At 47.0% G+C, this 22,871-nt stretch carries 20 protein-coding genes; 6 read left to right on the plus strand and 14 right to left on the minus strand.

Annotated features, from left to right (window positions below):
- Positions 1–3 precede the first annotated feature (3 nt).
- From CP943_RS15660 to zapA, 4 genes are all read right to left on the minus strand, one after another.
- On the minus strand, positions 4–2,361 hold the full coding sequence (locus CP943_RS15660; RefSeq protein WP_023855454.1) for an endonuclease MutS2: 2,358 nt from the start codon (positions 2,359–2,361) through the stop codon (positions 4–6).
- Between the two features lie 16 nt (positions 2,362–2,377).
- Complete coding sequence (gene polX / locus CP943_RS15665; protein ID WP_020452504.1) at positions 2,378–4,093, minus strand: DNA polymerase/3'-5' exonuclease PolX; 1,716 nt, start codon at positions 4,091–4,093, stop codon at positions 2,378–2,380.
- 143 nt (positions 4,094–4,236) lie between these two features.
- Positions 4,237–4,773 (minus strand): CvpA family protein, encoded by a 537-nt coding sequence (locus tag CP943_RS15670; protein WP_023855455.1) that lies wholly within the window; start codon positions 4,771–4,773, stop codon positions 4,237–4,239.
- Between the two features lie 8 nt (positions 4,774–4,781).
- A complete protein-coding gene (gene zapA / locus CP943_RS15675) occupies positions 4,782–5,039 on the minus strand; it encodes a cell division protein ZapA (RefSeq protein WP_020452506.1) in 258 nt (85 codons plus the stop codon).
- 151 nt (positions 5,040–5,190) lie between these two features.
- Between zapA and rnhC the strand changes: the two genes are divergently transcribed.
- Positions 5,191–6,132: a ribonuclease HIII gene (rnhC, locus tag CP943_RS15680; RefSeq protein ID WP_020452507.1), complete on the plus strand. Its 942-nt coding sequence runs from the start codon at positions 5,191–5,193 to the stop codon at positions 6,130–6,132.
- Between the two features lie 537 nt (positions 6,133–6,669).
- Here rnhC and CP943_RS15685 read toward each other — a convergent pair.
- The gene (locus CP943_RS15685) at positions 6,670–6,897 is read right to left on the minus strand and encodes a hypothetical protein (protein ID WP_020452508.1); all 228 of its coding nucleotides are present in this window, start codon (positions 6,895–6,897) and stop codon (positions 6,670–6,672) included.
- A 498-nt stretch (positions 6,898–7,395) separates the two neighbouring features.
- Here CP943_RS15685 and CP943_RS15690 point away from each other — a divergent pair, with 498 nt between their 5' ends.
- A complete protein-coding gene (locus CP943_RS15690) occupies positions 7,396–8,196 on the plus strand; it encodes a zinc-dependent metalloprotease (RefSeq protein WP_039072906.1) in 801 nt (266 codons plus the stop codon).
- 81 nt (positions 8,197–8,277) lie between these two features.
- On the opposite strand, the gene pheT is transcribed toward CP943_RS15690, so the two are convergent.
- The 3 genes from pheT to CP943_RS15705 all read right to left on the minus strand — a co-directional run bounded on the left by pheT (position 8,278) and on the right by CP943_RS15705 (position 12,851).
- Positions 8,278–10,692, minus strand: coding sequence for a phenylalanine--tRNA ligase subunit beta (gene pheT / locus CP943_RS15695; RefSeq protein ID WP_026579104.1), 2,415 nt, complete (start codon positions 10,690–10,692; stop codon positions 8,278–8,280).
- A gap of 15 nt (positions 10,693–10,707) precedes the next feature.
- Positions 10,708–11,742 (minus strand): phenylalanine--tRNA ligase subunit alpha, encoded by a 1,035-nt coding sequence (pheS, locus tag CP943_RS15700; RefSeq protein ID WP_003184229.1) that lies wholly within the window; start codon positions 11,740–11,742, stop codon positions 10,708–10,710.
- Positions 11,743–12,104: 362 nt separating this feature from the next.
- Positions 12,105–12,851: a TrmH family RNA methyltransferase gene (locus CP943_RS15705; RefSeq protein WP_023855459.1), complete on the minus strand. Its 747-nt coding sequence runs from the start codon at positions 12,849–12,851 to the stop codon at positions 12,105–12,107.
- A 118-nt stretch (positions 12,852–12,969) separates the two neighbouring features.
- Here CP943_RS15705 and sspI point away from each other — a divergent pair, with 118 nt between their 5' ends.
- A complete protein-coding gene (gene sspI, locus CP943_RS15710; RefSeq protein WP_023855460.1) occupies positions 12,970–13,182 on the plus strand; it encodes a small acid-soluble spore protein SspI in 213 nt (70 codons plus the stop codon).
- 31 nt (positions 13,183–13,213) lie between these two features.
- Here the strand turns inward: sspI and cstA are convergent, their stop codons facing one another.
- Positions 13,214–15,010, minus strand: coding sequence for a carbon starvation protein CstA (cstA, locus tag CP943_RS15715; protein WP_020452513.1), 1,797 nt, complete (start codon positions 15,008–15,010; stop codon positions 13,214–13,216).
- Positions 15,011–15,209: 199 nt separating this feature from the next.
- On the opposite strand from cstA, the gene CP943_RS15720 reads away from it, so the two are divergent.
- From CP943_RS15720 to CP943_RS15730, 3 genes are read left to right on the plus strand one after another with little or no spacing between them, the layout of a single operon-like run.
- A complete protein-coding gene (locus tag CP943_RS15720; protein WP_023855462.1) occupies positions 15,210–15,803 on the plus strand; it encodes a TetR/AcrR family transcriptional regulator in 594 nt (197 codons plus the stop codon).
- 10 nt (positions 15,804–15,813) lie between these two features.
- Complete coding sequence (locus CP943_RS15725; RefSeq protein WP_020452515.1) at positions 15,814–16,293, plus strand: PH domain-containing protein; 480 nt, start codon at positions 15,814–15,816, stop codon at positions 16,291–16,293.
- Positions 16,280–17,728, plus strand: a complete 1,449-nt coding sequence (locus tag CP943_RS15730) for a PH domain-containing protein (protein ID WP_105981133.1) — start codon at positions 16,280–16,282, stop codon at positions 17,726–17,728. The genes CP943_RS15725 and CP943_RS15730 overlap by 14 nt, the downstream gene beginning before the upstream one ends.
- Before the next feature lie 126 nt (positions 17,729–17,854).
- Here the strand turns inward: CP943_RS15730 and CP943_RS15735 are convergent, their stop codons facing one another.
- From CP943_RS15735 to CP943_RS15755, 5 genes are all read right to left on the minus strand, one after another.
- Positions 17,855–18,133 carry a hypothetical protein gene (locus CP943_RS15735; RefSeq protein WP_020452517.1) on the minus strand — a complete coding sequence of 93 codons (279 nt, stop codon included), beginning with the start codon at positions 18,131–18,133 and terminating at the stop codon, positions 17,855–17,857.
- Between the two features lie 91 nt (positions 18,134–18,224).
- Positions 18,225–19,733 (minus strand): arabinosylfuranosidase ArfA, encoded by a 1,509-nt coding sequence (arfA, locus tag CP943_RS15740; protein ID WP_105981134.1) that lies wholly within the window; start codon positions 19,731–19,733, stop codon positions 18,225–18,227.
- Positions 19,734–19,768: 35 nt separating this feature from the next.
- Positions 19,769–20,611 carry a carbohydrate ABC transporter permease gene (locus CP943_RS15745; RefSeq protein WP_020452519.1) on the minus strand — a complete coding sequence of 281 codons (843 nt, stop codon included), beginning with the start codon at positions 20,609–20,611 and terminating at the stop codon, positions 19,769–19,771.
- Positions 20,611–21,555, minus strand: a complete 945-nt coding sequence (locus tag CP943_RS15750; RefSeq protein ID WP_020452520.1) for an arabinooligosaccharides ABC transporter permease AraP — start codon at positions 21,553–21,555, stop codon at positions 20,611–20,613. Before CP943_RS15750 ends, CP943_RS15745 begins: the two co-directional genes overlap by 1 nt.
- A 30-nt stretch (positions 21,556–21,585) precedes the next feature.
- The gene (locus CP943_RS15755; RefSeq protein WP_105981372.1) at positions 21,586–22,863 is read right to left on the minus strand and encodes an arabinooligosaccharides ABC transporter substrate-binding protein AraN; all 1,278 of its coding nucleotides are present in this window, start codon (positions 22,861–22,863) and stop codon (positions 21,586–21,588) included.
- Positions 22,864–22,871: the final 8 nt, after the last annotated feature.

Genomic DNA, 22,871 nt, shown 5'->3' on the forward strand with positions numbered 1-22,871 from the left:
TTTTTATTTTAATTCGACAATGGTGACGCCTGATCCTCCCTCTCCCGCTTCGCCGAACCGGGAGTTTTTCACATTGCGGTGGGATTTCAAGAGGTCCTGAACGCCTTTTCGGAGGGCGCCGGTTCCTTTTCCGTGGATGATCGAGACTCTTGGATAGCCCGCAAGCACCGCATCATCCAAGTATTTTTCAACCCGGTGAAGCGCATTTTCATACCGCTCCCCTCTAAGGTCGAGTTCGAGCGAGACGTGATAATCTTTTCCTTTGACGGCGGCGATCGTTTTTTGTTTTTCGGGTTCAGGTGCCGATTTCAGGAATTCCAGATCCTTTTCCTTAACCTTCATTTTCAGAATGCCGATTTGAACATTCCATTCGGCCGCACCCGTTTTTTCGAGCAGCGTCCCTTTTTGACCAAAGGTTAAAACCTTGACTTCATCGCCCGGTTTTAATTCGCGCTTGTCCGTTTTTTTCTGAGCCGGCTTTTTCGCTTTTTCAAACGAAGGCACCGCTTCTTCAAGGCGTTTTTTCGCCTCGATCAGCTCATGGTCTTTAAATGCTTTATGGTCTTCCTTGATCATGCGGAGCGACTGGATGATCTCGTCTGCTTCTTTCATCGCTTCTTTGACTTTTTCAGCGGCTTTTTGCTCCGCTTCTTCATAGAGCCTTTCTTTTTTCTCCTGCCATTCGCTGATCTGCTGCTGGAGGTCGCGGTGAAGGGCTTCAGCCTCGGCGCGGATGGCTTCTGTCTCGTTCAGCTCCGCCTCGGCGCGCTTTTTGCTGTCTTCCAGCGATGCGATCATCGTATCAACTTCATTATGCTCGGCCGTCATCTCCGCTTTTGCGCGGCCGATCAGGTAATCAGGCAGCCCGAGTCGCTTCGAAATTTCGAACGCATTGCTTCGGCCGGGCACTCCGATTAACAGCTTGTAGGTCGGCGACAGTGTATCGATATCAAATTCGACGCTTGCATTAATGACATTTTCGCGATTGTAGCCGTATGCCTTCAGCTCAGGGTAATGAGTCGTGGCAATGACGCGCGCGCCAGTCTGGCACACCTCGTCAAGGATGCTGATCGCAAGGGCCGCGCCTTCCTGCGGGTCTGTCCCGGCGCCGAGCTCGTCAAAAAGCACAAGGCTGTTTTCCGTCATGTCTTTCAAAATATCGACGATGTTGACCATATGTGACGAGAACGTACTTAAGCTTTGTTCGATTGACTGTTCATCGCCGATATCGGCAAATACTTGATCAAATATGGCGGTTTCTGATCCTTCTTCCGCTGGTACGTGCAATCCCGACTGCGCCATAATGGTCAAAAGCCCGAGCGTTTTAAGCGTCACCGTTTTACCGCCCGTGTTCGGGCCCGTGATGACAATTGTCGTATACTCTCCGCCGAGCTCAATATCATTCGGAACGACTTCATCCAGGGGCAAAAGCGGGTGGCGGGCTTGAATCAGGCGGACATAGCCGTCAGCATTGACAGCCGGTTTAACCGCTTTTGTCGCTTTGGCGTATTTTGCTTTTGCAAAAATAAAGTCCAGCGTCTGAAGCACTTTGACATCGTGAAAGAGTTCATTTGTGTGCTCTGCCGTCTTTTCTGTCAGGACGCGCAAAATCCGTTCAATCTCCTGTTTTTCGTTTACTTTCGCCTGGCGAAGCGCATTGTTCATATCGACAATCGCCTGAGGCTCGATAAACAATGTCGCGCCGGAAGACGACTGATCGTGCACGATTCCTCCGTAGCTTGATCTGTACTCCTGTTTGACAGGGATAACGAAGCGGTCGTTACGAATTGTGATGATCGTATCCGACAGCATTTTTTGCGCAGATGAAGAACGCAACATTGATTCCAGCCGGTCCCTGATTCTTGATTCAAGCGTCCGCAGTTGCGTCCTGATTCCCCTTAACGTCTCAGATGCATGGTCTAGCACTTCTCCATGATCATCGATGCACGAATTGATGTCTCTTTCCAATTCGGAAAGCGGAATGAGCTTTTCTGCATATTGGTGAAGACAAGGAATCTCAACCCCGTCTTCGAACAGGCCTTCGAGAAAATGCTTCATCTGTTTTGCTGCGTATAGCAGACCCGATATTTCGGTCAATTCCGCCGGGCTTAAAATGCTGCCGATTTCCGCCCTTCTTAACGCTTTTCTAATGTCGGTAAGGCCTCCGAAAGGGGCGTTTCCTTTTAAACGCAGGACGGTTCCTGCTTCATCGACTTCTTCCTGCAGCTTTTTGACTTCTTCGAGCGAACGGGAAGGTTTGAGTTCCAAAAGCATTTCCTTCCCTAAAGAAGATGCCGCATGCTCTGTGAGCTGTTCTTTTACTTTATGAAATTCAAGTGCTGATAGCGCTTTTTGCTGCAACGTCCATTAAACCTCCTTAAGATCGATGGCGCGACAAAAATGCCTGGACTTCTTCAAAGGAGCGGGTATTTAATACATTGGCCTTTGGCGTCCATCCTTTTCTCGCTGCCGTAACGCCCGTTTTCATATCGTCAAGCATCGCTGTGTTGTGGGCATCCGTATTAATAACGAGTGTCACTCCGGCAGCATTCGCTTTCATCAAGTGTTCCATCCTGAGATCGAGCCGCGCTGGATTTGCGTTCAGTTCCAAGGCGGTATTCGTTTTCTTCGCAAGCTCGATCAGCTGGTCAATATCGACTTCATAACCCGCCCTTCTTCCGATCAGACGGCCGGTCGGATGAGCGATAATGTCAACGTGCTGATTCATCAGTGCGGTTTCAAGCCGCTTCATTATGACATGCTGCGGCTGTGAAAAGCTTGAATGGATCGAAGCAATGACAAGGTCCATTTCCGCCAGCAGCTCATCGTCATAATCTAGCGTTCCGTCAGGCAGGATGTCCATTTCCACGCCTTTAAAAATATGAAAATCGGTCAATTCCTTATTCAGTTCATCAATTTCCTTCGCCTGCATGCGCAGGCGCTCAGGCGTCAAACCGCCTGCCACTTTTAAATACTGGGAATGGTCTGTGATCGCCATATAGCGGTACCCTTTTGCCATGCAGGCTTCCGCCATTTCCCTGATCGAAAAAGCACCGTCGCTCCAAGCCGAGTGCATATGAAGGTCTCCTTGAATATCCTCGGCGGAAACGAGTCCGATGTCATCGCGGTAGTCCTCGACTTCTCTTCCTGTCTCCCGCAGTTCGGGCGGAATAAACGGAAGCCCGAAATGGGCGAAAAACTCTTGTTCGCTTGAGAAGGTTTTAATTTCTCCAGTTTCAACGGTTTCGACGCCGTATTCACTGATTCTTTCGCCTTTTTCTTTGGCAAGCTGGCGCATTTTGATATTGTGGTCTTTTGATCCGGTAAAATGATGGAGCGTCGTTGGGAACTGTTCCTCCGTCACCAGCCGGAAATCCGCACTGATTTCGTATTCAAAGGCAAATGTGAGAGACACTTTCGTATCTCCTGCGGCAATGACCTCCTTGATGTTCGAAAGCTTCAGGAGTCCTTCCCTGACAAGTTCCGGATCAGTGACAGCCATAATGTAATCGAGGTCTTTCACCGTTTCTTTGGCACGGCGCAGGCTTCCGGCCCGCGAAAACTTGATGAGGCCCTGGAGCCCTTCAAGCTGTTCTTCGATGATGTCAGCGACAGCCAAAGCGACCGCGATCGGGTACCGTTCAGGGCGTTTCCCCGCTTCACCTAAAGCCTGCAGGATTTTTTCTTCCGTTTTTTTGCCGAATCCGGCAAGCCCCTGAACCTTTTGCTGTTCACATGCCTCTTTTAAAGACGCCGCATCACAGACACCGAGCTCCTGATACAGCTTGGCGATTTTTTTGCCGCCGAGGCCCGGCAGCTTCAAAAGCGGGACAAGTCCTTCCGGAACCTCTTCCTTTAATCGTTCCAGCGTACCGGACGCTCCCGTGTCCATATATTCCTTGATGACGGCATACGTGCCTTTGCCGATCCCGGACAGGGACATCATATCATCGATTTCCGAGAGGCTCCGGTCGTCTTGTTCAAGAGCTGCCGCAGCCTTTCTGAAAGCGGAGATCTTAAATGGGTTATCCCCTTTTAGTTCCATATATATCGCAATCGTTTCAAGCAATTTGATGATATCTTTTTTATGCATGCTGTTCACCTCTTGTTTCCCCTCGTTCATCCTGCTTCAATCATACAAATTTTTGGCTGATCCTACAACAAACAGGCCTATTCGACAGTTTTCGGGGTTCTCAAGAGCCCCGAAAAAAAACTTCCCTACAAACAGAGAAGTTTTTACAAAGATCCGTACTGATGCAGCAGATTGTTTAACATGTTTGATAAAAACGGTGTTTTATGAATGATCAAGTCAGCCATCACCGAACCGGCCATCATGTTTTGCAGAACATCGATCGGCAGAAGCGTTCCGATGAACAGAACGACAAACACGAACAGATAGATCTCCGCAAAACCGAGCACGGCTCCAAGTACTTGGTTGATCTGTTTGAGAACCGGTATGCTTGCAACGGCATCCAGAAACGATGCGGCAATTCTCAAAAGGATAATCGTCAGGAAAAAGAGAATCAAAAACGCAATCATATTGTAATAAGCGCCTTCAAGGCTTCCGTTTACAAACGCCAGCGCAGACTGGCCGCCCGTAAAGTCGGGAGACGGAATCCAGCCGAGCTTAGGTGCAAGGTCGCCGTAATAGGTTGCGGCCACAGCGATCGCTGCGATAAACGTAACCAAACGGATAAACTGGCGGATAAATCCTCTTTTGAGTCCAATAAACAAACCGGACAAAAGCAAAATGATAATGATGATATCTAGCATCGTGATGTTCAATCCTTTTCTTTAATTTGTCCTTTTAATCTCTCAAGCTCTTCCTTCAGCTTCAAATAATCGTGAACCACGTTTACAGCCGTCAAAACGGCCAGTTTATTTATATCAAGATACGGATTTTTTTCGTTGATTTCTCTCATTTTATCATCCACAATCGAGGCAACGTGCCTCATATGGCTCTTGCTCTCATCGCCGATAATTGTGAATTGCTGACCGTAGATGTCAACTGTTGTTTTCGTTTTTTGACCATCAGACAACGTTTCTCCTCCATTCCAATTATGCGAGAATCCTAGTCTATATCATAACATGTTTAGAGATTGAATGGAAAGACGAGCCCTCCGCTGTTATGATACACTTATAAAAACAATGATTTAGCCTGTTTAAGCAGCTAATAAAGGAGATTAGAACGTGTCACATTCTGTTTTAAAAGTTCCCCCGTCTGTTATTGAACGGATGCAAAGCCACTACGGGCCTCACATGACTTCCCTTTCCGTACAGGGCGCGGTTTTCCAGGCCAAACCACAGGGCTGCACCATTACAGCATACCGGTCGGGGAAGGTGCTGTTCCAAGGAAAAAACGCGGAAAAGGAAGCGGAGCGCTGGACGGCGGATGCTGAAACACCGGCTGCCAAAAAGCCCGCATCCAAAAAAAGCATCCCGTCCGTCTATCAGCCGCCTGAAGGCATCGGTTCCATGTCTGTGATCGGCTCCGATGAAGTCGGGACAGGCGATTATTTCGGTCCGATCACCGTCGCGTGCGTATACGCTGACAAGGTAAAGCTGCCGCTGTTAAAGGAACTCGGTGTTAAAGATTCAAAAAACTTAAAAGATCCGCAAATCGTTCAGATCGCGCGCGACTTAATCAAGACAGTTCCTTACAGCCTGCTCGTCTTGAGAAATGAAAAGTATAATGAAATGCAGGAAAAAGGGATGAGCCAGGGAAAAATGAAGGCCCTTCTCCACAACCAGGCGATCGGCAACCTTCTCAAAAAATTGGACGGAACCCGGCCTGAAGCGATTTTAATTGACCAGTTCGCAGAACCTGCCGTCTATTTTAAACACCTGGCCGGCAAAAACGCCATCAAAGAACGTACATATTTCAGCACAAAAGCGGAAGGCATCCATCTTTCAGTTGCAGCGGCTTCGATCATCGCACGCTATTCATTTTTAATGGAGATGGATAAGCTTTCGAAAGAAGCCGGGATGACGCTCCCGAAAGGAGCGGGTCCGCTCGTCGATGAAGCGGCGGCAAAGCTGATCAAGAAACATGGCGAAGCAGCGCTCGGTCATTTCACGAAACGCCATTTTGCGAACACACAGAAAGCGGTGCGCCTGGCGTCGAAAAACTGAATACACCAAAAAGCGGGAACTCCTGACTATCAGGGTTCCCAGCTGTTTTAGCAGGAAGCTCGAGAGACCAATTCACGGAGTTCCAAGGAGTATTTCCGCTTGTGGCTATATCCCGCATTCATCCCGGCTCTTCGCAATGAAACTTACGAATTCTTTCTTCGATCCATTCACAGTAAATATTTGAAACGGAATCGTGTATTGTCTTGACAGGACGTAATGAACTTCATGCTCTTACCATCATTCATTTTATCTCCTGATTAATATAATGAGATGAGGCTTTTCTTAATCATGATATGTTCTTAGTTATATTAGAATCACGGAAATCTTCCACATATATATGGATGCGCTTATCCTACGGGAAAGGGCCTATGAGCCCGACAAGATTAGGGAGGAAGATGAAGAGGCTGCAAACATTGCGTGCTGAGATTATGGCCTATTGGCATCCCGGCATTATAATCAAGTAAAAAGCAGACCCGTCGGCCTGCTTTTTTATGTATACTGTTCTGCCTCGGATTCTCATTATCGATTGGAATGAATTTAATATCCGGCAGAAGCCATTCCTAATACAACACCAAATAAACCACAAGCGATAGCTGCGATCATCATGATTGTCCCGTGTTGGACTTTCCCATTACTTCTTACTAGATATCCAAAAATAACTCCTCCTGCACCAAATAAAATTGGAAAAAGCAGTAGTGATATACCGGTACATATCCAGCCTAAAATGATAAATGTTTGAGTACTGTTGCTTGGGTTTTTTGTCATAGTACCAATCCTTTCTGAATGGTTATTTTGAACTATTAATGATTTTATACTAAAAAAAAGAAATATGAAATAGTTTTTTCCAGCGGGCCAGAGGAATGTGACTTGGTTAACATTTATTGAGAGAAGAAATTAGGTACAAAATAAGGTTATAGAGGCGGACGGCTTGTCTATTTATGCGAAACAGCCAAGCAGTGCCTTTCTCTTGCTTCTATTCCCGCAGGCAATTCAAAGCTCAGCAATCTTTGCTGAATTTCGATCATTTTCGCTAGAGAATATTACGATTTATCAGAATATTAGCAAACAAAAGGCCTATAGTTCTGTTTAAAATCACTATCAAATGGCAGATTTCTTGTCTGATTTTAACGAACTTTGTAGTTACATTGAAAGGTTTGTCATAAGAACCTATGTATATTTTCCTCTTTTTGGATAGAAAGAAGGGATTTCTAGTTAACTAGACGAATCTTTAGTCTGTTAAAAACTAAGGAGGAAATTTTTCAAATGAAAAAACGGTCTTTATTCTTTACTTTATTGCTTTCTGCAAGTTTAATACCCGGGGCGGACGGAGTCGCGGAAACGGGCGGTCATGAGCATACTCATGAAGCAAAAGGGATTTATAAGGAAGCATTGCCTAAACCTAAGGAAGGTTATAAAGATTTAACAGGCAAAGTTCACATTGAAAAAACAACGAAAACAAAAGTGCTGGATGAGAAAGGAAATGAAACGAGTACGATCACATTTAAAAAGAATGTAAACAACGGTAAATTTTCGACTCAGGCAAGCACGGGCAAGCAAAAGATAAGTGTCCTCGCGGTGGCTGATAAGCAGTACCGGCAGAAACACAAAGACTGGAAAACGAGAATCGTCAACATCGTTGAAGAGGCGGACGAAATGTTTAACCGCGACCACGATATTGATTTTGTCGTGGAAGCTGTTGCCCCATGGAGTTCTTCCGGAAGCAATGCCTCTGACATTCTTGACAACCTGGCGGACAAATTCGAAGGACGGCCTTATAAATTCGTAGCCGGCTTTACAGCCAACGACAATTTTGAAGCGGGCGGCATCGCTTTTCAATACCCTGTTAAACCGGACGGTCCTGCTTTCAGCGTCACGTTCGACCTGGGAACGGAAAATACGGCAAAAGCACAAAGACACGAATTTTCCCATAATTTCGGGGTGGAGCATGATCCGCAAGGAAGCGGCATCCGTTGCATTATGAACTACGATTACGCATACACCGTCGATGTCTGGGATGCGGAACACAACAGCCTGATCGAGAAAAATAAAGTTTGGTATCAATAGTTATAAAAAGGCGTCTCCGCATAAAGCGGAGACGCCTTTTTTGTACTGCAGCCGGGCAGCCTCAATTGGGCTGGGAACCGGTTATCCTCTCAATACAGCCTGATACGCATCCTCCAGTGCCTTCAGCACCTGGTCGTGAACTTTTGTCACTTCTTCTTCAGTCAATGTTTGTTCAGGATTCAAATATTGCAGGCTGAAGGCGACAGATTTCTTGCCTTCTTCCATGTGCTCGCCTTCGTAGACGTCAAAGACATGGACTTCTTTGAGCCATTTGCCGCCTGCTGTTTTGATGACGTCCTCAAGCTGACCGGCCGCTGTTTCTTTGTTTACAACAAGCGCGATATCCCGAGTAACAGAAGGATACTTCGGAATTGGTGTATACGTGATCTCCGGTACATCCAATCGAAGGAGCTCGTGCAGGTCCAGTTCAAACACATACGTGTCGCTCAGATCCAGCTCTTTTTCAACTGACGGATGCAGCTGGCCGATGAAGCCGACTAATGAGCCGTTATGCAAAATATTGGCCGTCCGCCCAGGATGAAGCTCTTTTCTTTCAGATTGAGCGAATTCGATGCCTTCGGTGATGCCGAGCTTTTCCAACAGACCCTCGACGATGCCTTTTACGACGAAGAAATCAACCGGCTTTTTCTCGCCCTGCCAGAGGTTTTTATGCCACAGGCCTGTCACGGCTCCGGCGACGTGTTCTTTTTCGACCGGTTTCGTATGTTCTTCGGCTTTCAAGAAAACTGAACCGACCTCATAAAAAGCTGCAGAATCGGACTGCCGTGCCAGGTTGTATGCGACCGAATCAAGCAGATTAGGAAGCAGGCTGTGCCTCAGCACGCTTCTTTCCTCGCTCATCGGCAGCGAAAGGATCGTTTTAAACGATTTTTCCAATGCGTAAGCCGTTGCTTTTTTATCGTTTGTTAGTGAGTATGTGATCGCCTGGGAAAGGCCTGCTCCTTCCAGAAAGCGTCTTACTTTTCTGCGCTTGTCCTGATAAGGTGTCAGTCCGCCCGCAAAGCCTGTTACTTCCGGCAGTGTCGACGGAATGTTGTCATATCCGTACAGTCTTGCGACCTCTTCGATCAAATCTTCTTCAATCGCAATATCGCCTCTTCTTGACGGAACCGTCACGACCAGTTCCCGTTCAGCGTCTTCAACGGCAAAGCCGAGCCTTTCAAAAATGTTGACCATTTCTTCTTTGCTGATGGACATGCCGAGAACCTTCGTCACTTTATCAACAGAAAGGCGGATGACATTCTCTTTGATATCAAGGTGGTTTTCTTCAACCGTACCTTCTAAGACGGTTCCTCCGGCATACCGACTGATCAAATCTGCCGCGCGTTCTGCAGCGAGGCGCACCCGTGCAGGATCGATGCCCTTTTCAAAGCGGACACTTGATTCGCTGCGAAGACCGAGATCCTTTGATGCTTTGCGAACGGTCTGACCGTTAAAATACGCGGCCTCAAGCAGCACTGTCGCCGTATCTTCGCGGACTTCGGAGTCCGCTCCGCCCATTACGCCTGCGACTGCCTGCGGAAGAGAACCGTTTGTGATGACAAGATGCTCAAGCGTCAATGTTCTTTCTTGTTCATCAAGCGTCGTTATCGTTTCATTTTCGTACGCTTTGCGGATGACGACCTCTTTTGAGCCAAAGCGGTCATAGTCAAACGCGTGCAGCGGCTGACCGTATTCGAGCAGAACAAAGTTCGTAATATCGACGACATTGTTGTGCGGTCTGATGCCGGCATTGATCAGCTTCGTCTGCATCCAAAGCGGCGACGGGCCGATTTTGACGTTTTTAATGATTTTTGCCGCGTACAAAGGATTGGCTTCTGTATCTTCAATTTTGACGGAAATATAGTCCGCCGCTTTTTCGGCGCCTGCCTGATAAGCCGTCTCAGGAAGCTTGACTTCGCGGCCGAGAATCGCAGCCACTTCATAGGCAACGCCGAGCATGTTCATGGCGTCGGCGCGGTTTGGCGTCAGTCCCAGTTCGAGAACCGCATCGTCGAGCGCCAGGCTTTGAAGAGCGTCCGCACCGGTTTCTGCATCGCCCGGGAAGACGAAGATGCCTTCCGCATATTCTTTCGGCACAAGCTTGCCTTGAATGCCAAGCTCTTGCAAAGAGCAGATCATGCCGTTAGACACTTCCCCGCGAAGCTTCGCTTTTTTGATTTTAAAATTGCCGGGCAATACCGCACCAACCGTGGCGACGGCTACTTTTTGCCCTCTGTCCACGTTCGGAGCCCCGCAGATGATCTGGACAGGCTCTTCTTCGCCGATATCGACGAGGCATTTATTCAACTTGTCGGCGTTCGGATGCTGTTCGCGCTCCAGCACATGTCCGATGACAACGCCTTTCATTCCTTCTCCCTTATATTCGATGCCTTCCACTTCAATTCCGCTTCTCGTAATCTTTTCAGCGAGAATCTCGGGAGTCATCCCATCTAAATCCACGTATTCCTGCAGCCATTTATATGAAACAAACATCACGCGTCCTCCTCTTTAAGCCTGTTTAAATTGAGATAAAAATCTGACATCGTTCGTATAGAAATGACGAATGTCGTCAATGCCGTATTTCAGCATCGCGATCCGTTCAACACCCATTCCAAATGCAAAACCCTGATATTGTTTGGAATCGAATCCGGCCATTTCAAGCACGTTCGGGTGCACCATTCCGGCGCCGAGAATTTCGATCCAGCCCGTTTGTTTACAAACGGAGCAGCCTTTGCCTCCGCATTTAAAGCAGGAAACATCGACTTCGACAGACGGCTCTGTAAACGGGAAGAAGCTTGGACGCAGTCTGATTTCGCGCTCTTCACCGAACATCTTTTTCGCGACCGTTTCAAGCGTTCCTTTTAAGTCGCTCATGCTGATATCGCGGTCAACGCAGAGACCTTCAATCTGCATAAACTGATGGGAGTGTGTCGCATCATCGTTGTCGCGGCGGTATACCTTGCCGGGGCAGATGATTTTGACAGGGCCTTTGCCTTTATGCTTTTCCATCGTGCGCGTCTGGACGGGAGACGTCTGCGTCCTCATCAGCGTATCTTCCGTAATATAAAAACTGTCTTGCATATCGCGGGCCGGATGCTCTTTCGGAAGGTTGAGCGCTTCGAAGTTATAATAGTCGGTTTCTACTTCAGGACCCTCTTCCACCGAATATCCCATGCTGATAAACAAGTCTTCGATTTCTTCAATAACGATCGTCAGCGGATGCCGCGCTCCTGTTTTTACAGGGCTTCCCGGAAGCGTCACGTCAATCGTCTGTTCTTTCAGCTTCCTTTTCACCTCTTCTTCCTCTAGGCGGGCATTTTTTTCGGCAATCGCCGCGGCGATTTTTTCTCTTACTTCGTTCGCCAAGGCGCCCATTTTCGGCCTTTCTTCAGCGGACAGCTTTCCCATTCCCCGAAGCACTTCCGTGATCGGTCCCTTTTTTCCCAGGTACGCAACGCGGACATCGTTGACTTCTTTTAATGAACCAGCGGCTTCCACTTTTTCAACCGCTTCTTTCTCAAGCCGTTTCAGCTCTTCCTGCATCTTAAAAACTCCTCCTTTTATGTAGCAACCTGTTATTTTAGGCAATAAAAAAAGCCCCTTTCATAATGAAAGGGACGAATCGTGGCCGTGGTACCACCCTTTTTTAAAACAAAGCAAAAAAGCTTTGCTGCTTACTTCATTGGCATAACGGAATGAATCCGGTTCACCTTTACACATCCCTCGAGAGACGCGGTCCCGGTGACAACTCAAGAGGTGAAGCGTTTTTCCGGCCTGCCATAAAAATGCTTGCAGTCTAAGGCATTTTCTCCCTAAATGGCGACATGTGAAAAAACGGAGCCTCTATCACTGTTTTTAAACATATTACATTCATTATAGTGAATTACATGATCCTGTGCAACCGGTTATCCGTGGAGATGATAAAGAAGGACCGCGGTTGCGGCCGCTACATTCAGCGACTCCGCTTTTCCGTAGATCGGAACGTACAGATTTTGGTCGGTCTGTGCGAGGAGAGCCGGATCAACCCCAGATCCTTCGTTTCCGATCAAAAGCGCAAATGACTGCGACGGCTCCGCTTCTCTAAATGGCACGGCATCTTGCAGCGCTGTGCCGTATACCGGGACGCTTTTTCCCTTTAGCTCTTCAATCAGCTCCGAAAGCTCGCGTTTTAAAATCGGAATGTGAAAATGCGAACCTTGAGCCGATCTGAGCGTTTTGGCATTGTAGGGGTCGACAGTGCCTTGTCCGATCACAACGGCATCGATCCCCGCCGCGTCTGCCGTCCGGATGATCGTCCCTAAATTGCCCGGATCTTGCACAGCATCCGCAAGCAGCAGCTTTTCGTATTGAAAAGGTCCGCTTTCAGGCATTCGGCATACAGCGGCGACAGCCTGGGGTGTCTCTGTTTCGGCAATCGCCGAGAAAGCATCGTCGCTCAAAATATAGCGGGCAACAGACTCATCAAGCGCGGCCGGGAAATCCGCTTCGTCTCGGACCATGATTTCTTTCACAACACCCGGTGTCTTCAGCGCTTCCTCAACGAGATGCTCGCCTTCTATTAAGAAAGTATTGGTTTTTGTCCGCTCTTTTTTCGTATGAAGTTTTTTCCAATCCTTCACTTTTTGATTTTTGGCTGATTCAATTCGTTTCAAATCGTTTTGACTCCTTTGTCTCGCAATAGTCACATTATATCTCATCAATGATACATAATAAACCCGAAAGCGAGGCAGAATATAGAAAATCAGATTTGATGAAATGGAGTGAAAAAAGATGGATTTGAATTTGCGCCATGCCGTTATTGCCAATGTATCAGGAAACTCGCAAGAAGAGCTTGAGCACACGATCGTCGATGCGATCCAAAGCGGTGAAGAAAAAATGCTTCCGGGATTAGGTGTGTTGTTCGAGGTCATCTGGCAGCACGCAACTGAATCGGATAAAACTGAAATGCTTGAGACATTGGAACAAGGATTAAAAACGAAATAAACCGGCGGCCTGAAACGGCCCCGGTTTATTTTCATCCTGGAATAGAAGGCTCCATCCGCAATGCCGGATCGCGCCAAATCTCCGTCCACTTTTTAATGGCAGCCGCCATGATCACCAGCCCCAGCAGCAGCATAATAATTGATAAAATGCCGTTTAAAACGCTGAAACCGGCAGCTTCCGCATTAAAATAAACGTTTTTGATCATCCAGTATCCCGCATAGTTGACCGTTACGTACAAATAAGCGAGCGGAATGAGACATGTCAGCATATAACGCCGTTTGTCCGCTATTTTTAAAATGACCGTCGCGCCGATAATTAAACCGACGGATGCCATCAGCTGGTTGGATACGCCAAACAGCGCCCAAATCGAGCTGATGTCGCCTGAATACAGCAAATACCCCCACATGAAACAGGCAACGGCGCTCGCTGCGACCGAACCCGGAAGCCAGTCCGTTTTTTTCAGCGGTTTGTACACTTCTCCGAAAAAGTCTTGAATCAAATAACGCGCCACCCTTGTACCGGCATCGATCGCCGTTAAAATAAAGACGGCTTCAAACATGATGACAAATTGAAAAAAGTAAGAGGCCAAATGGCTGAAAAACGGAATATCCGTAAAAATATAAGCCATGCCGACGGCAAGGGTAACAGCTCCGCCTGTTCTTCCTTCAAGATCGAGACCGATTTCGCGGCTGAGTTCAGGCAGGTGGACGACATTCATGCCAAGCGTCCGAAAGACTTCAGGCGAACTGTTGATGGCAAAATAATCGCCCGGCTGCAATGCCGTTGCCGCGATCAGCGCCATGATGCCGACAAGACACTCAACGAGCATCGCCCCAAAGCCGACGAATTTCATATCGCTCCACTTATCAAGCATTTTCGGCGTCGTGCCTGAACCGACAAACGCATGGAAGCCGGAAATCGCACCGCAGGCGATCGTAATTGAAATAAACGGCCAAACCGGACCAGGTGATACAGGTCCCCCTCCGCCCGTAAACTCGGTAAACGCCGGAAACGGAATCGCCGGATTGACGACGAACACCCCGGCAATCAAAGCGATAAACACCCCGATCTTCATGAAGCTGCTCAAATAATCGCGCGGCGCAAGCAGCAGCCATACAGGGAGCGCAGCTGCAAAAAATGCATAGACAGGAAGTGCGACAGCAAGCGTTTTCGTATCAAGCGTCAAGGCGTCTCCAAGCGGCGTTTCCGCGATGGACGGTCCGATGAAGACACCGGCCATCAGTAAAATAAATCCGCCGGTTGACGCTAATTTTAAGTTGCCTGTCTTTTTATAAAATAAACCAACCCCCATCGCGATCGGAATTGTAATCGCAACGGCGAACGTCCCCCACGGATTGCGTTCAAGCGCATGAAGCACAACCATCGACAGCCCCGCCATCGTGATCGTAATAATAAACAGCATCGCAAGCCCCGTGCAAAATCCCGCAACAGGCCCGAGCTCTTCTTTCGCCACTTCTGAGAGCGACTTTCCCTTCCTCCGCATGGACGCAAATAAAACGACAATATCATGCACGGCTCCCCCGATCACCGCTCCGATCAAGAGCCACAACAGTCCCGGCAAGTAGCCGAACTGCGCCGCCAAGATCGGCCCGACAAGCGGCCCCGCGGCTGCGATGGCCGCAAAGTGGTGGCCGAAAGACACCCATTTGTTCGTCGGCACATAATCTTTGCCGTCTTTCTGGAGATGGGCAGGAGTCGGCTTGTCATCATCAACCTTCAACACTTTCACCATCATAAATGTTCCGTACAAACGATAGGCGATCGCCAAAATACAGATGGAAGCGATCACAATTGTTATTGCATTCATCCAATTCCTCCCCCCTTTGTTTCTTTTTTAACATATCTCATATTTTTTGTAAGCGCAATCATCTTTTTTCGAAAAAAGACACGGCCTCCATCTTCGCTTTTTATGACAGCTTCCTTTTGTTATTGACGAGCACCCGGACCTCTCAGTTTGATTTCATATTCTTATTGACACTTTAGCACGATCGTACTAAAATTGAGTCATGAATACGAAATCACAAAAAAGACGACTGCAAATTATTGAAGACGCTATTCAAGTGCTTGTGGAAGAAGGCTATGCGAATGCCTCGATCGGCAATATCGCAAAAAAGGGGGGAATCAGCAAAGGAGTCGTTACGTATCATTTTCCAAATAAAATGCAGCTTATGAAGGCTGTTGTTGAGTATTGCTACGGACTTGCAGCACCTTATATGGAAAAATTCATGGATGGTTCAGACAGTGCGCCGGCGACACTGCGCGCATACATTGAATCAAATCTCAGATTCATGTATGAACACCGAGCTTACGTGACCGCGATCATTGAGGTGGTATCCAACCTACGAACAGAAACCGGCGAGCTGTTTTACCAGAATGAAGATGAATCAATATATGAGCCGTTAGTTGAAATTTTTAAGTGGGGACAGGAAACAGAAGGGAGTTTCAGGCAGTTTTCCCCGCACATTATGGCCAGAACCGTCCGAAGCGTCATCGATTCTCTTGGGACCAAAATCGCAAATCAAGATATATCAGATAAGGAAGACATGATATCAGAAATTGTCGATACGTTCGATTATGCAACAAGAAAAATAACTAAATAGGGGGGCTATTGTGAACACTGGTGAATTTAAAAAATTGGACGGGAAAATTGTTGCCGTACGGAAGCTTGAAGGTGTGATCACTTTATGTGTGTATGCATCCATGATTCTGGCATTGCTATACTTTACTATCACATTCGGCTGGCCAAAATGGATATTGGCTGTCACATTATGTTTAGCTGTTGCCTCGGTACCGTTTGAACTTTATCTTTTGCCGAAGTGGAAATATCACTTGTGGCGATACCGCCTAAGTGAAGTAAGTATTCAAATCCATAAAGGGATCATTTTCAGACGAAAAGTATTAATTCCTATGGGGAAAGTCCAGCATGTCGAAGCAAAACAAGGTCCTATTTTAAAAAAGTACAATTTATATACAGTGACTTTATCAACGGCAGCCGGCAGCCACGACATTCTGGGATTGGCCGAAGGAACAGCCGATTCGATCCGCAAAGAAATTGAAGCCTATGCGAGGTTAAGCGATGAACAAGTCTGACACATTGATCAAACATCGTCTCCATCCGGTTTCCGTCCTTTACTTTATCGCTACAGCGATCAAAGAATCCTTTTCCTTTATTTGGTTATTCCCACTGCTCGTATTATGTATTCATAAACTGGGCGGTGACATTCCCGCTTTCCTCATCAATATCACTTTAGGCTCATGCCTTATCATGTCGTTTTTCGTGATTGGTGTATTAAAATGGCGGTCATTTACCTACCAAATACATGAGAAAGCGATATATGTTGAATCCGGTTTGCTTGTCGTCAAGAAAAGATGGGTGCAGCCGGATCGTATACAATCAATTGATTCTGCGATTCGTGTATATGATCATTTATTTTCCACCCGGACTTTGACAATTGAACTTGCCGGAGGAGAAGAATCCGGCATCACACTCAGCTGCATTTCAAAAGAAGAAGAACAGCGCATTCGGACGGCTTTAAAAGCAGAAACAAAAGACAGGCCGAGCGAACATGCTGAAGACTCAATGTTTCAATTATCTAAAAGTAACCTCATTTTACACAGTCTGCTATCGCCTAAAGTCGGGATTGTATTTACGCTGTTATTATTCGGATTGCTAAAATATATGGATATATCGAAAGAAGGAGACAGGGACACTTTGTTCACCTCCTTATCCGGCTGGTTCGGCCCCAACTGGATCATGATCACGGTGGTCTTGATGGCTATTCTATCATTCGCGCTTTCGCTATTACTCACATTTGCAAGTGATTTTCAATTCACATTAAGGAAAAATAGCAAAGGAGAAATTGAGATTGAGCAGGGCCTGTTTGAAAAGAAAAAACGAATGATCGGACAAGACCGGATACAGGCCATTCTCATCATTGAGCGTCCGATTCACCGATTCTTGGGGTATGCAGCAATCAAAGCTGTTGTGATTCGCAATCGTTCAAATGAGCAAAGCAGTAAAACCGTCACCCTACTTCCTTTTGTTAAAAAAGAAAAGGCCGAATCCATGCTTGAACCGTTTACCGGTTACCGCAAAGGAGGCCATCTGCAAACGCTCACAAAGGGAGCGAAAATTCACTATATGGTTATGCCATTTATAGCCGGCTGTCTTTTTGCCATACCGATATGGCTGTTTGTACCTTCCGACTATCACAATCTAGCTGCAGTTCTGCCGCTCGGATTATTCAGCCTGGGGTGGATAGGGTATCGGATGATTGGCTGGAATCAAAGCAGCCGTTTTTTAACTTTGCAATACGGAATTTTATCCCGGAAAACGGCAATTATGAAACGCGGACGCATTCAATGGGCATCATTGAGCCAAACATTTATGCAAGAGAGAAAAAACTTAGCGTCAATTAAGCTGGCCGTTGCCTCAGGAAAAGAAAATATGAAGTTTTCGATCAGCCACATTCCAATAGAGAGTGCAGCAGATCTTTATCAACATGTCCTTAAAACAAAGGAATAATTTTCAAAACCACCCAAAACCCAGTTGACTAATAGGAATAATAAGAATAAAATAGACACATGCTTCATCTGCTGCCTTTTTTAAGGCGTAATTGGCGGGTATCATCGGATATCCGCCTTTTTTCTGTCAGCATAACGGAACAATAAAAAAATGAACGGCCATGACTAGACAGAAAGCGGCGATCCCTCCGATTCGATTGATGTTTGTTTTGACAAGTGAAGCTGAGAGATGGTGAGACAGCGAAAAAAACAAAATGGTGCCGATCAAGATGACGCCCGCCTCTAAAAATGAGTGATTGAGAAACCGGGTCCGATCAAGGACCGCCGTGATAAACAGAAGCCAAAGGTATGCTATAAATGCGTACATCAAAAAGCAATATGCAGCCGAAAAAAACGACTTCATCATATCCCCCCTCCTGTTTTATAGTATTCTCCGACATAAATGCGCACACCTTTTCACACCTAAAAAAACCGGCACAGCGGCCGGATTTTTTAGATCATCTTTTTTTCATTCTGATCACATTCCAGGAAAGTTTCGGAAGGTGAGCCGTCAGCCTGCCGTCACATACTTTGGCGTCTCCGCCGCTGTGCGGAACGACGTTGTTGCGGTCTTTTTCATTCGTCGCTTTATGATCTTCGTGTTCCAGAACGATGTGCTCAGAGACACTGTACCCTTCAAAGCTTCTCATATCGGCTTCCATTTCAAGGCCGGCGTCAGTTGCGCGGTTGACGGCAAAAACGGTTAATTCTTCGGCTTCTTCATTGAAAACAGACACGGACTCCAGGTACGGCACATCCGTAAAGTCTTTCGCATCATACTTCGGAGACGATACCGCCGTCTGCAATACCGTTCCTCTGCCGTAGACGGAAGCGTGCATAAACGGATAGAAAATGGTCTGACGCCACGCTTCTCCCCCTTTGTCTGTCATAATCGGCGCGATGACATTGACAAGCTGAGCCAGACAGGCGATTTTCACGCGGTCGGCATGCTTGAGCATCGTAATCAGCATACAGCCGACGAGAAGCGCATCCTCAAAGTTGTAGATGTCTTCAAGAAGGTGCGGCGCTTTCGCCCAGCGTTCAGCTTCTTTGTCTTTTTCATTCGAGTGATACCAGACATTCCACTCATCATATGAAAGGTGAATCGTTTTCTTGCTTTTCTTTTTCGCTTTCATATAGTCGCAGACTGAGATGACCGTTTTGATGAAGTGATCCATATCCAGCGATCTCGCCAAATAGTTTGGAAGATCATTGTCACGGTTGCCGTAATACGAGTGAAGCGAGATGTACTCGACATGTTCGTACGTATGGTCAAGCACGGTCGTTTCCCAGTCGATGAATGTCGGCATTCCGCTTCCCGAACTTCCGCAGGCGACGAGCTCGATCGACGGGTCCGTCCATTTCATCACCTTCGCGGCTTCAGCGGCAAGTCTTCCGTATTCGGCTGCAGTTTTATGGCCGATTTGCCATGGACCGTCCATTTCATTGCCGAGGCACCATGTTTTAATTTTATGCGGTTCCTTATATCCGTGGGATTTTCTCAAGTCGCTGTAGTACGATCCTGACGGATGGTTGCAATATTCTACCAGGTTGCGTGCGGCATCAATTCCTCTCGTTCCGAGGTTGACGGCCATATTCACCTCTGCCCCGACAAGCTTTGCCCAATCCATAAATTCGTTCGTACCGATTAAGTTCGGCTCGGTTGTCGCCCACGCCAAATCAAGTCTTGTCGGCCGCTGTTCGACAGGACCGACCCCGTCCTCCCAGTTATAACCCGAGACAAAATTTCCGCCCGGATACCTGATAAACGGAACCTTCAGTTCACTGACCAATTTAATAACGTCTTTCCGAAAGCCAGATTTGTCAGCTTCAGGATGATCGGGCTCATAAATCCCTTCGTAAACGGCTCTGCCGAGATGCTCGATAAAGGATCCGTAAATTCGCTTATCAACCTCTGCCACCTTATATTCCTTGTCAATCGTCATCTTCGCTTTGTGTGCAGTCATGTTAAATCATTCCTTTCAAGATGATATATAGTGGATCAGCCTTTAATTCCGCCTGCCGTCAAACCTGATATAAAGTACTTCTGGAAGAACAGGAAAATGAGAATCACGGGCAGAATCGCCAGCACAGAACCCGAAATCAACATGTCATAATTGTTCCCGTACGGACTGAGCAAAGCGGACAGTCCGATGGGGAGCGTAAACATTTCTTTCGATCGCAAAACGATCAGCGGCCATAAGAAGTTGTTCCAGCTGTTTAAGGATTGAAGAATGATCATCGCTCCAAATGCCGGCTTCATCAAGGGCGCCATGATCCTGAAGTAAATGCCGAACTCTGTGCAGCCGTCCATTCTCGCGGAATCAAGCAAATCTCTCGGCAGGCCGAGCGCATACTGTCTAAAGAAAAACACGGCGACAGGCGAGACGATAAACGGCAGAATCACACCGGCGTATGTGTCGACAATATGAAGAGAAACCGTCATTTTAAATAAAGGCAGCATGAGAATTTCGATCGGCACCATCATGATCAGGAGCACAGCTACAAACAAGAGATTTTTTCCTTTAAAGTCGTAGACGGCAAGCCCGTATCCGACCATTGAAGAAAACAAGAGCGTCAGCACGGTGGATATCACCACGAGAATCAAGCTGTTCGAAAACCATTGAAAATAAATGCTTCCTCCGTTAAACAAGTATGTGTAATTGTCAAGGCTCAGGATTTCAGGGCTCAGCTTTAAATTCAAGCCGAAGCGCAGCAATTCCGAAGATGGTTTGAGCGAGCCGAGCACAAGGCAGAAAAGCGGAAACACAAACAAAAAGCTTAGTATCGCAAACAGCAGAAACAGAGCAACTTTCGCAATGTTGAGGCCTCTGGCAGGACGCATTAATAGCCCTCCTTTTTAAAAGATCCAGACAGCTTTAATGAAATCAGGCTGCAGATGAAAATGATGATCAAGAGCACGATGCCGAGCGCCGAGCCGTAGCCCATGTTGTTGTAGGCAAGCCCCTGCTGATAAATGTATCCGACCATCGTCAGGCCGATGTTGCCCGGAGAGTTGTTTTGCCACAGCACATAGCTTTCTTCAAACATCCGGAAGCCGCCGATGATGCTGATCGTCAGCACGTAGACGCTGACGGGCTTTAAAAACGGAAGCGTAATATGGTAAAACTTCTTGAACGTGCCTGCGCCGTCGATTTCGGCAGCTTCATATAATTCTTTCGGAACGTTCTGCAAGCCCGCCAAAAAGTACAGGACATTGATTCCCATCCATCTCCAGGATGCGAGCATCACCATTAAAAACATGCCGGTATGTTCGTTGTTCAGCCAGTTGTACGGCGAAGCTCCAAACTTAGCCAATATCGAATTCGCCAGCGATGTATCCATTTCTCCAAAAATCAGCCTGAAAATAATCCCCGCCACAATGGTTGACGTCAGAGCCGGGATGAATAAAGCCGATTTGAACACGTTTTTAAACTTTACGAGTTTAGAATCTAAAAAGACTGCCAGAATAAGAGGAACAGGTATTAAAATCAGCAATGTCCAAAAGGTGTATTTTACGGTGTTGAATAGTGCGGTATAAAATGTAGGATTGTTTAATGCTTGATAGTTCTCCGTCCCGATGAAGCGGACTTCCCCGGGGAGAATGCTTTGAAAGCTCATGATGACGACGCTGATAAGCGGATAAAGAAAAAATATGCAGAAGGAGAGTACAAAAGGTGCTGTGAAAATGTAGGGTGCGGCTTTTGCTGAATATAATAATCGTCTGATCTTTCTTTTTCTGCTCACCGGCGGAAACGAATGCACTGTATCTGTTTTAACAGTCTTCAAGTTATCGCCTCGCTTTACAGTAATGAAAGACTATTGCCCTTTCACTTCAGCTGCTGCTTTGTCCAATGCTTCTTTCGGTGTTTTGCTCTTCGTTTTGAGCGCTTCGTACAGGACGTTTCTGTTGACGAGATCGGAAGTCTTCGCATAATCCTCAGTAAGGTAAAGCGGATTGATCTCATCCTTTATGTCAAGAAGCACGGAAAAGATGTGTTGTCCGTTTTGAAAGTATTCTGTATATTGATTTGGTTTTTTCAATTCGTCCGAGTCCCACACATCCCATCTGAGCGGATCGAATCCGAGCACGGTCCACAGCTTGATGTTGCCTTCTTTCGATGCTTTGGCAAATTTCAAGAAATCCTTGGCCAGATCGACTTCTTTCGTCTGTTTTGGAATCACGGTGGCCGTTCCGCCCATTCCCGCTGAACGGTCTCCCCCTTCTTCCCATGCCGGCAACGGTCTGATCGCGATTTTCCCTTTCAAGTCAGGCATATAATCCAAAAAACGACCCATATACCAGATCGGCATTAAGACAGACGCCGCGCCGCCTTGGTTCATAAACCCGTAGTATTCTTCACTGTGATGATTACCTCCGGGCGTTGTGACGGCAATTTTGTCTTTCTCAATTAAAGTCTTTAAAAATTCGAGCGTTTTTACGTTTGTCTCATTGTTTAATGTCAAACGCCCCTGCTCATCAAAGTAACCGGATCCCTGCTGGGAAACCAGCGGCAGAAATGAATTCGGATCGGTCGTTTCAATCGTTGTCATCGGCTTTCCGAGAGCTTTGACGACCTTTTTGCCCGCTTCCCTGTAATCTTCCCACGTTTTGATGTCGTCAGGATCAACGCCTGCTTTATTCATCATTTCCATGTTGTAATACATCACGGTTGTTCCGACATGTGTGTCAAGTCCGTAAAGCTTGCCGTTCTTGCTGTAGAGCGTCAGCCTCGCTTCAACAAACTTGTCGCGGTCGCCATCCACAAGCGGCGTTAAATCTGTAAGAGGAATGTCAGAGCCCTTCAAAAAGTTCGAATAGCGCCCCAGCTCAACATCGGCAATATCTGGAACCCCTTTCCCGGCTAAAAGCGAGATTGATAAATTGTCATGCATCTGTCCATACGGATACACCACTGTATTTAATTTGATTTTTCGCTCGGGATACTTTTTGTTCCATTCTTTCACCATCTCAGCATAAAACTGTTCATGAAGGCCGTTGAATGTCCAAAATGTCAATTCGGTGCCGTCCGCTTGATCAGAGGCTGGACTTGCCTTGCACCCCGATAAAAGCAGACATGCAGCGACCGTGACCATAAAGATAG

The sequence above is a fragment of the Bacillus paralicheniformis genome (assembly GCF_002993925.1).
GTDB lineage: Bacteria > Bacillota > Bacilli > Bacillales > Bacillaceae > Bacillus > Bacillus paralicheniformis.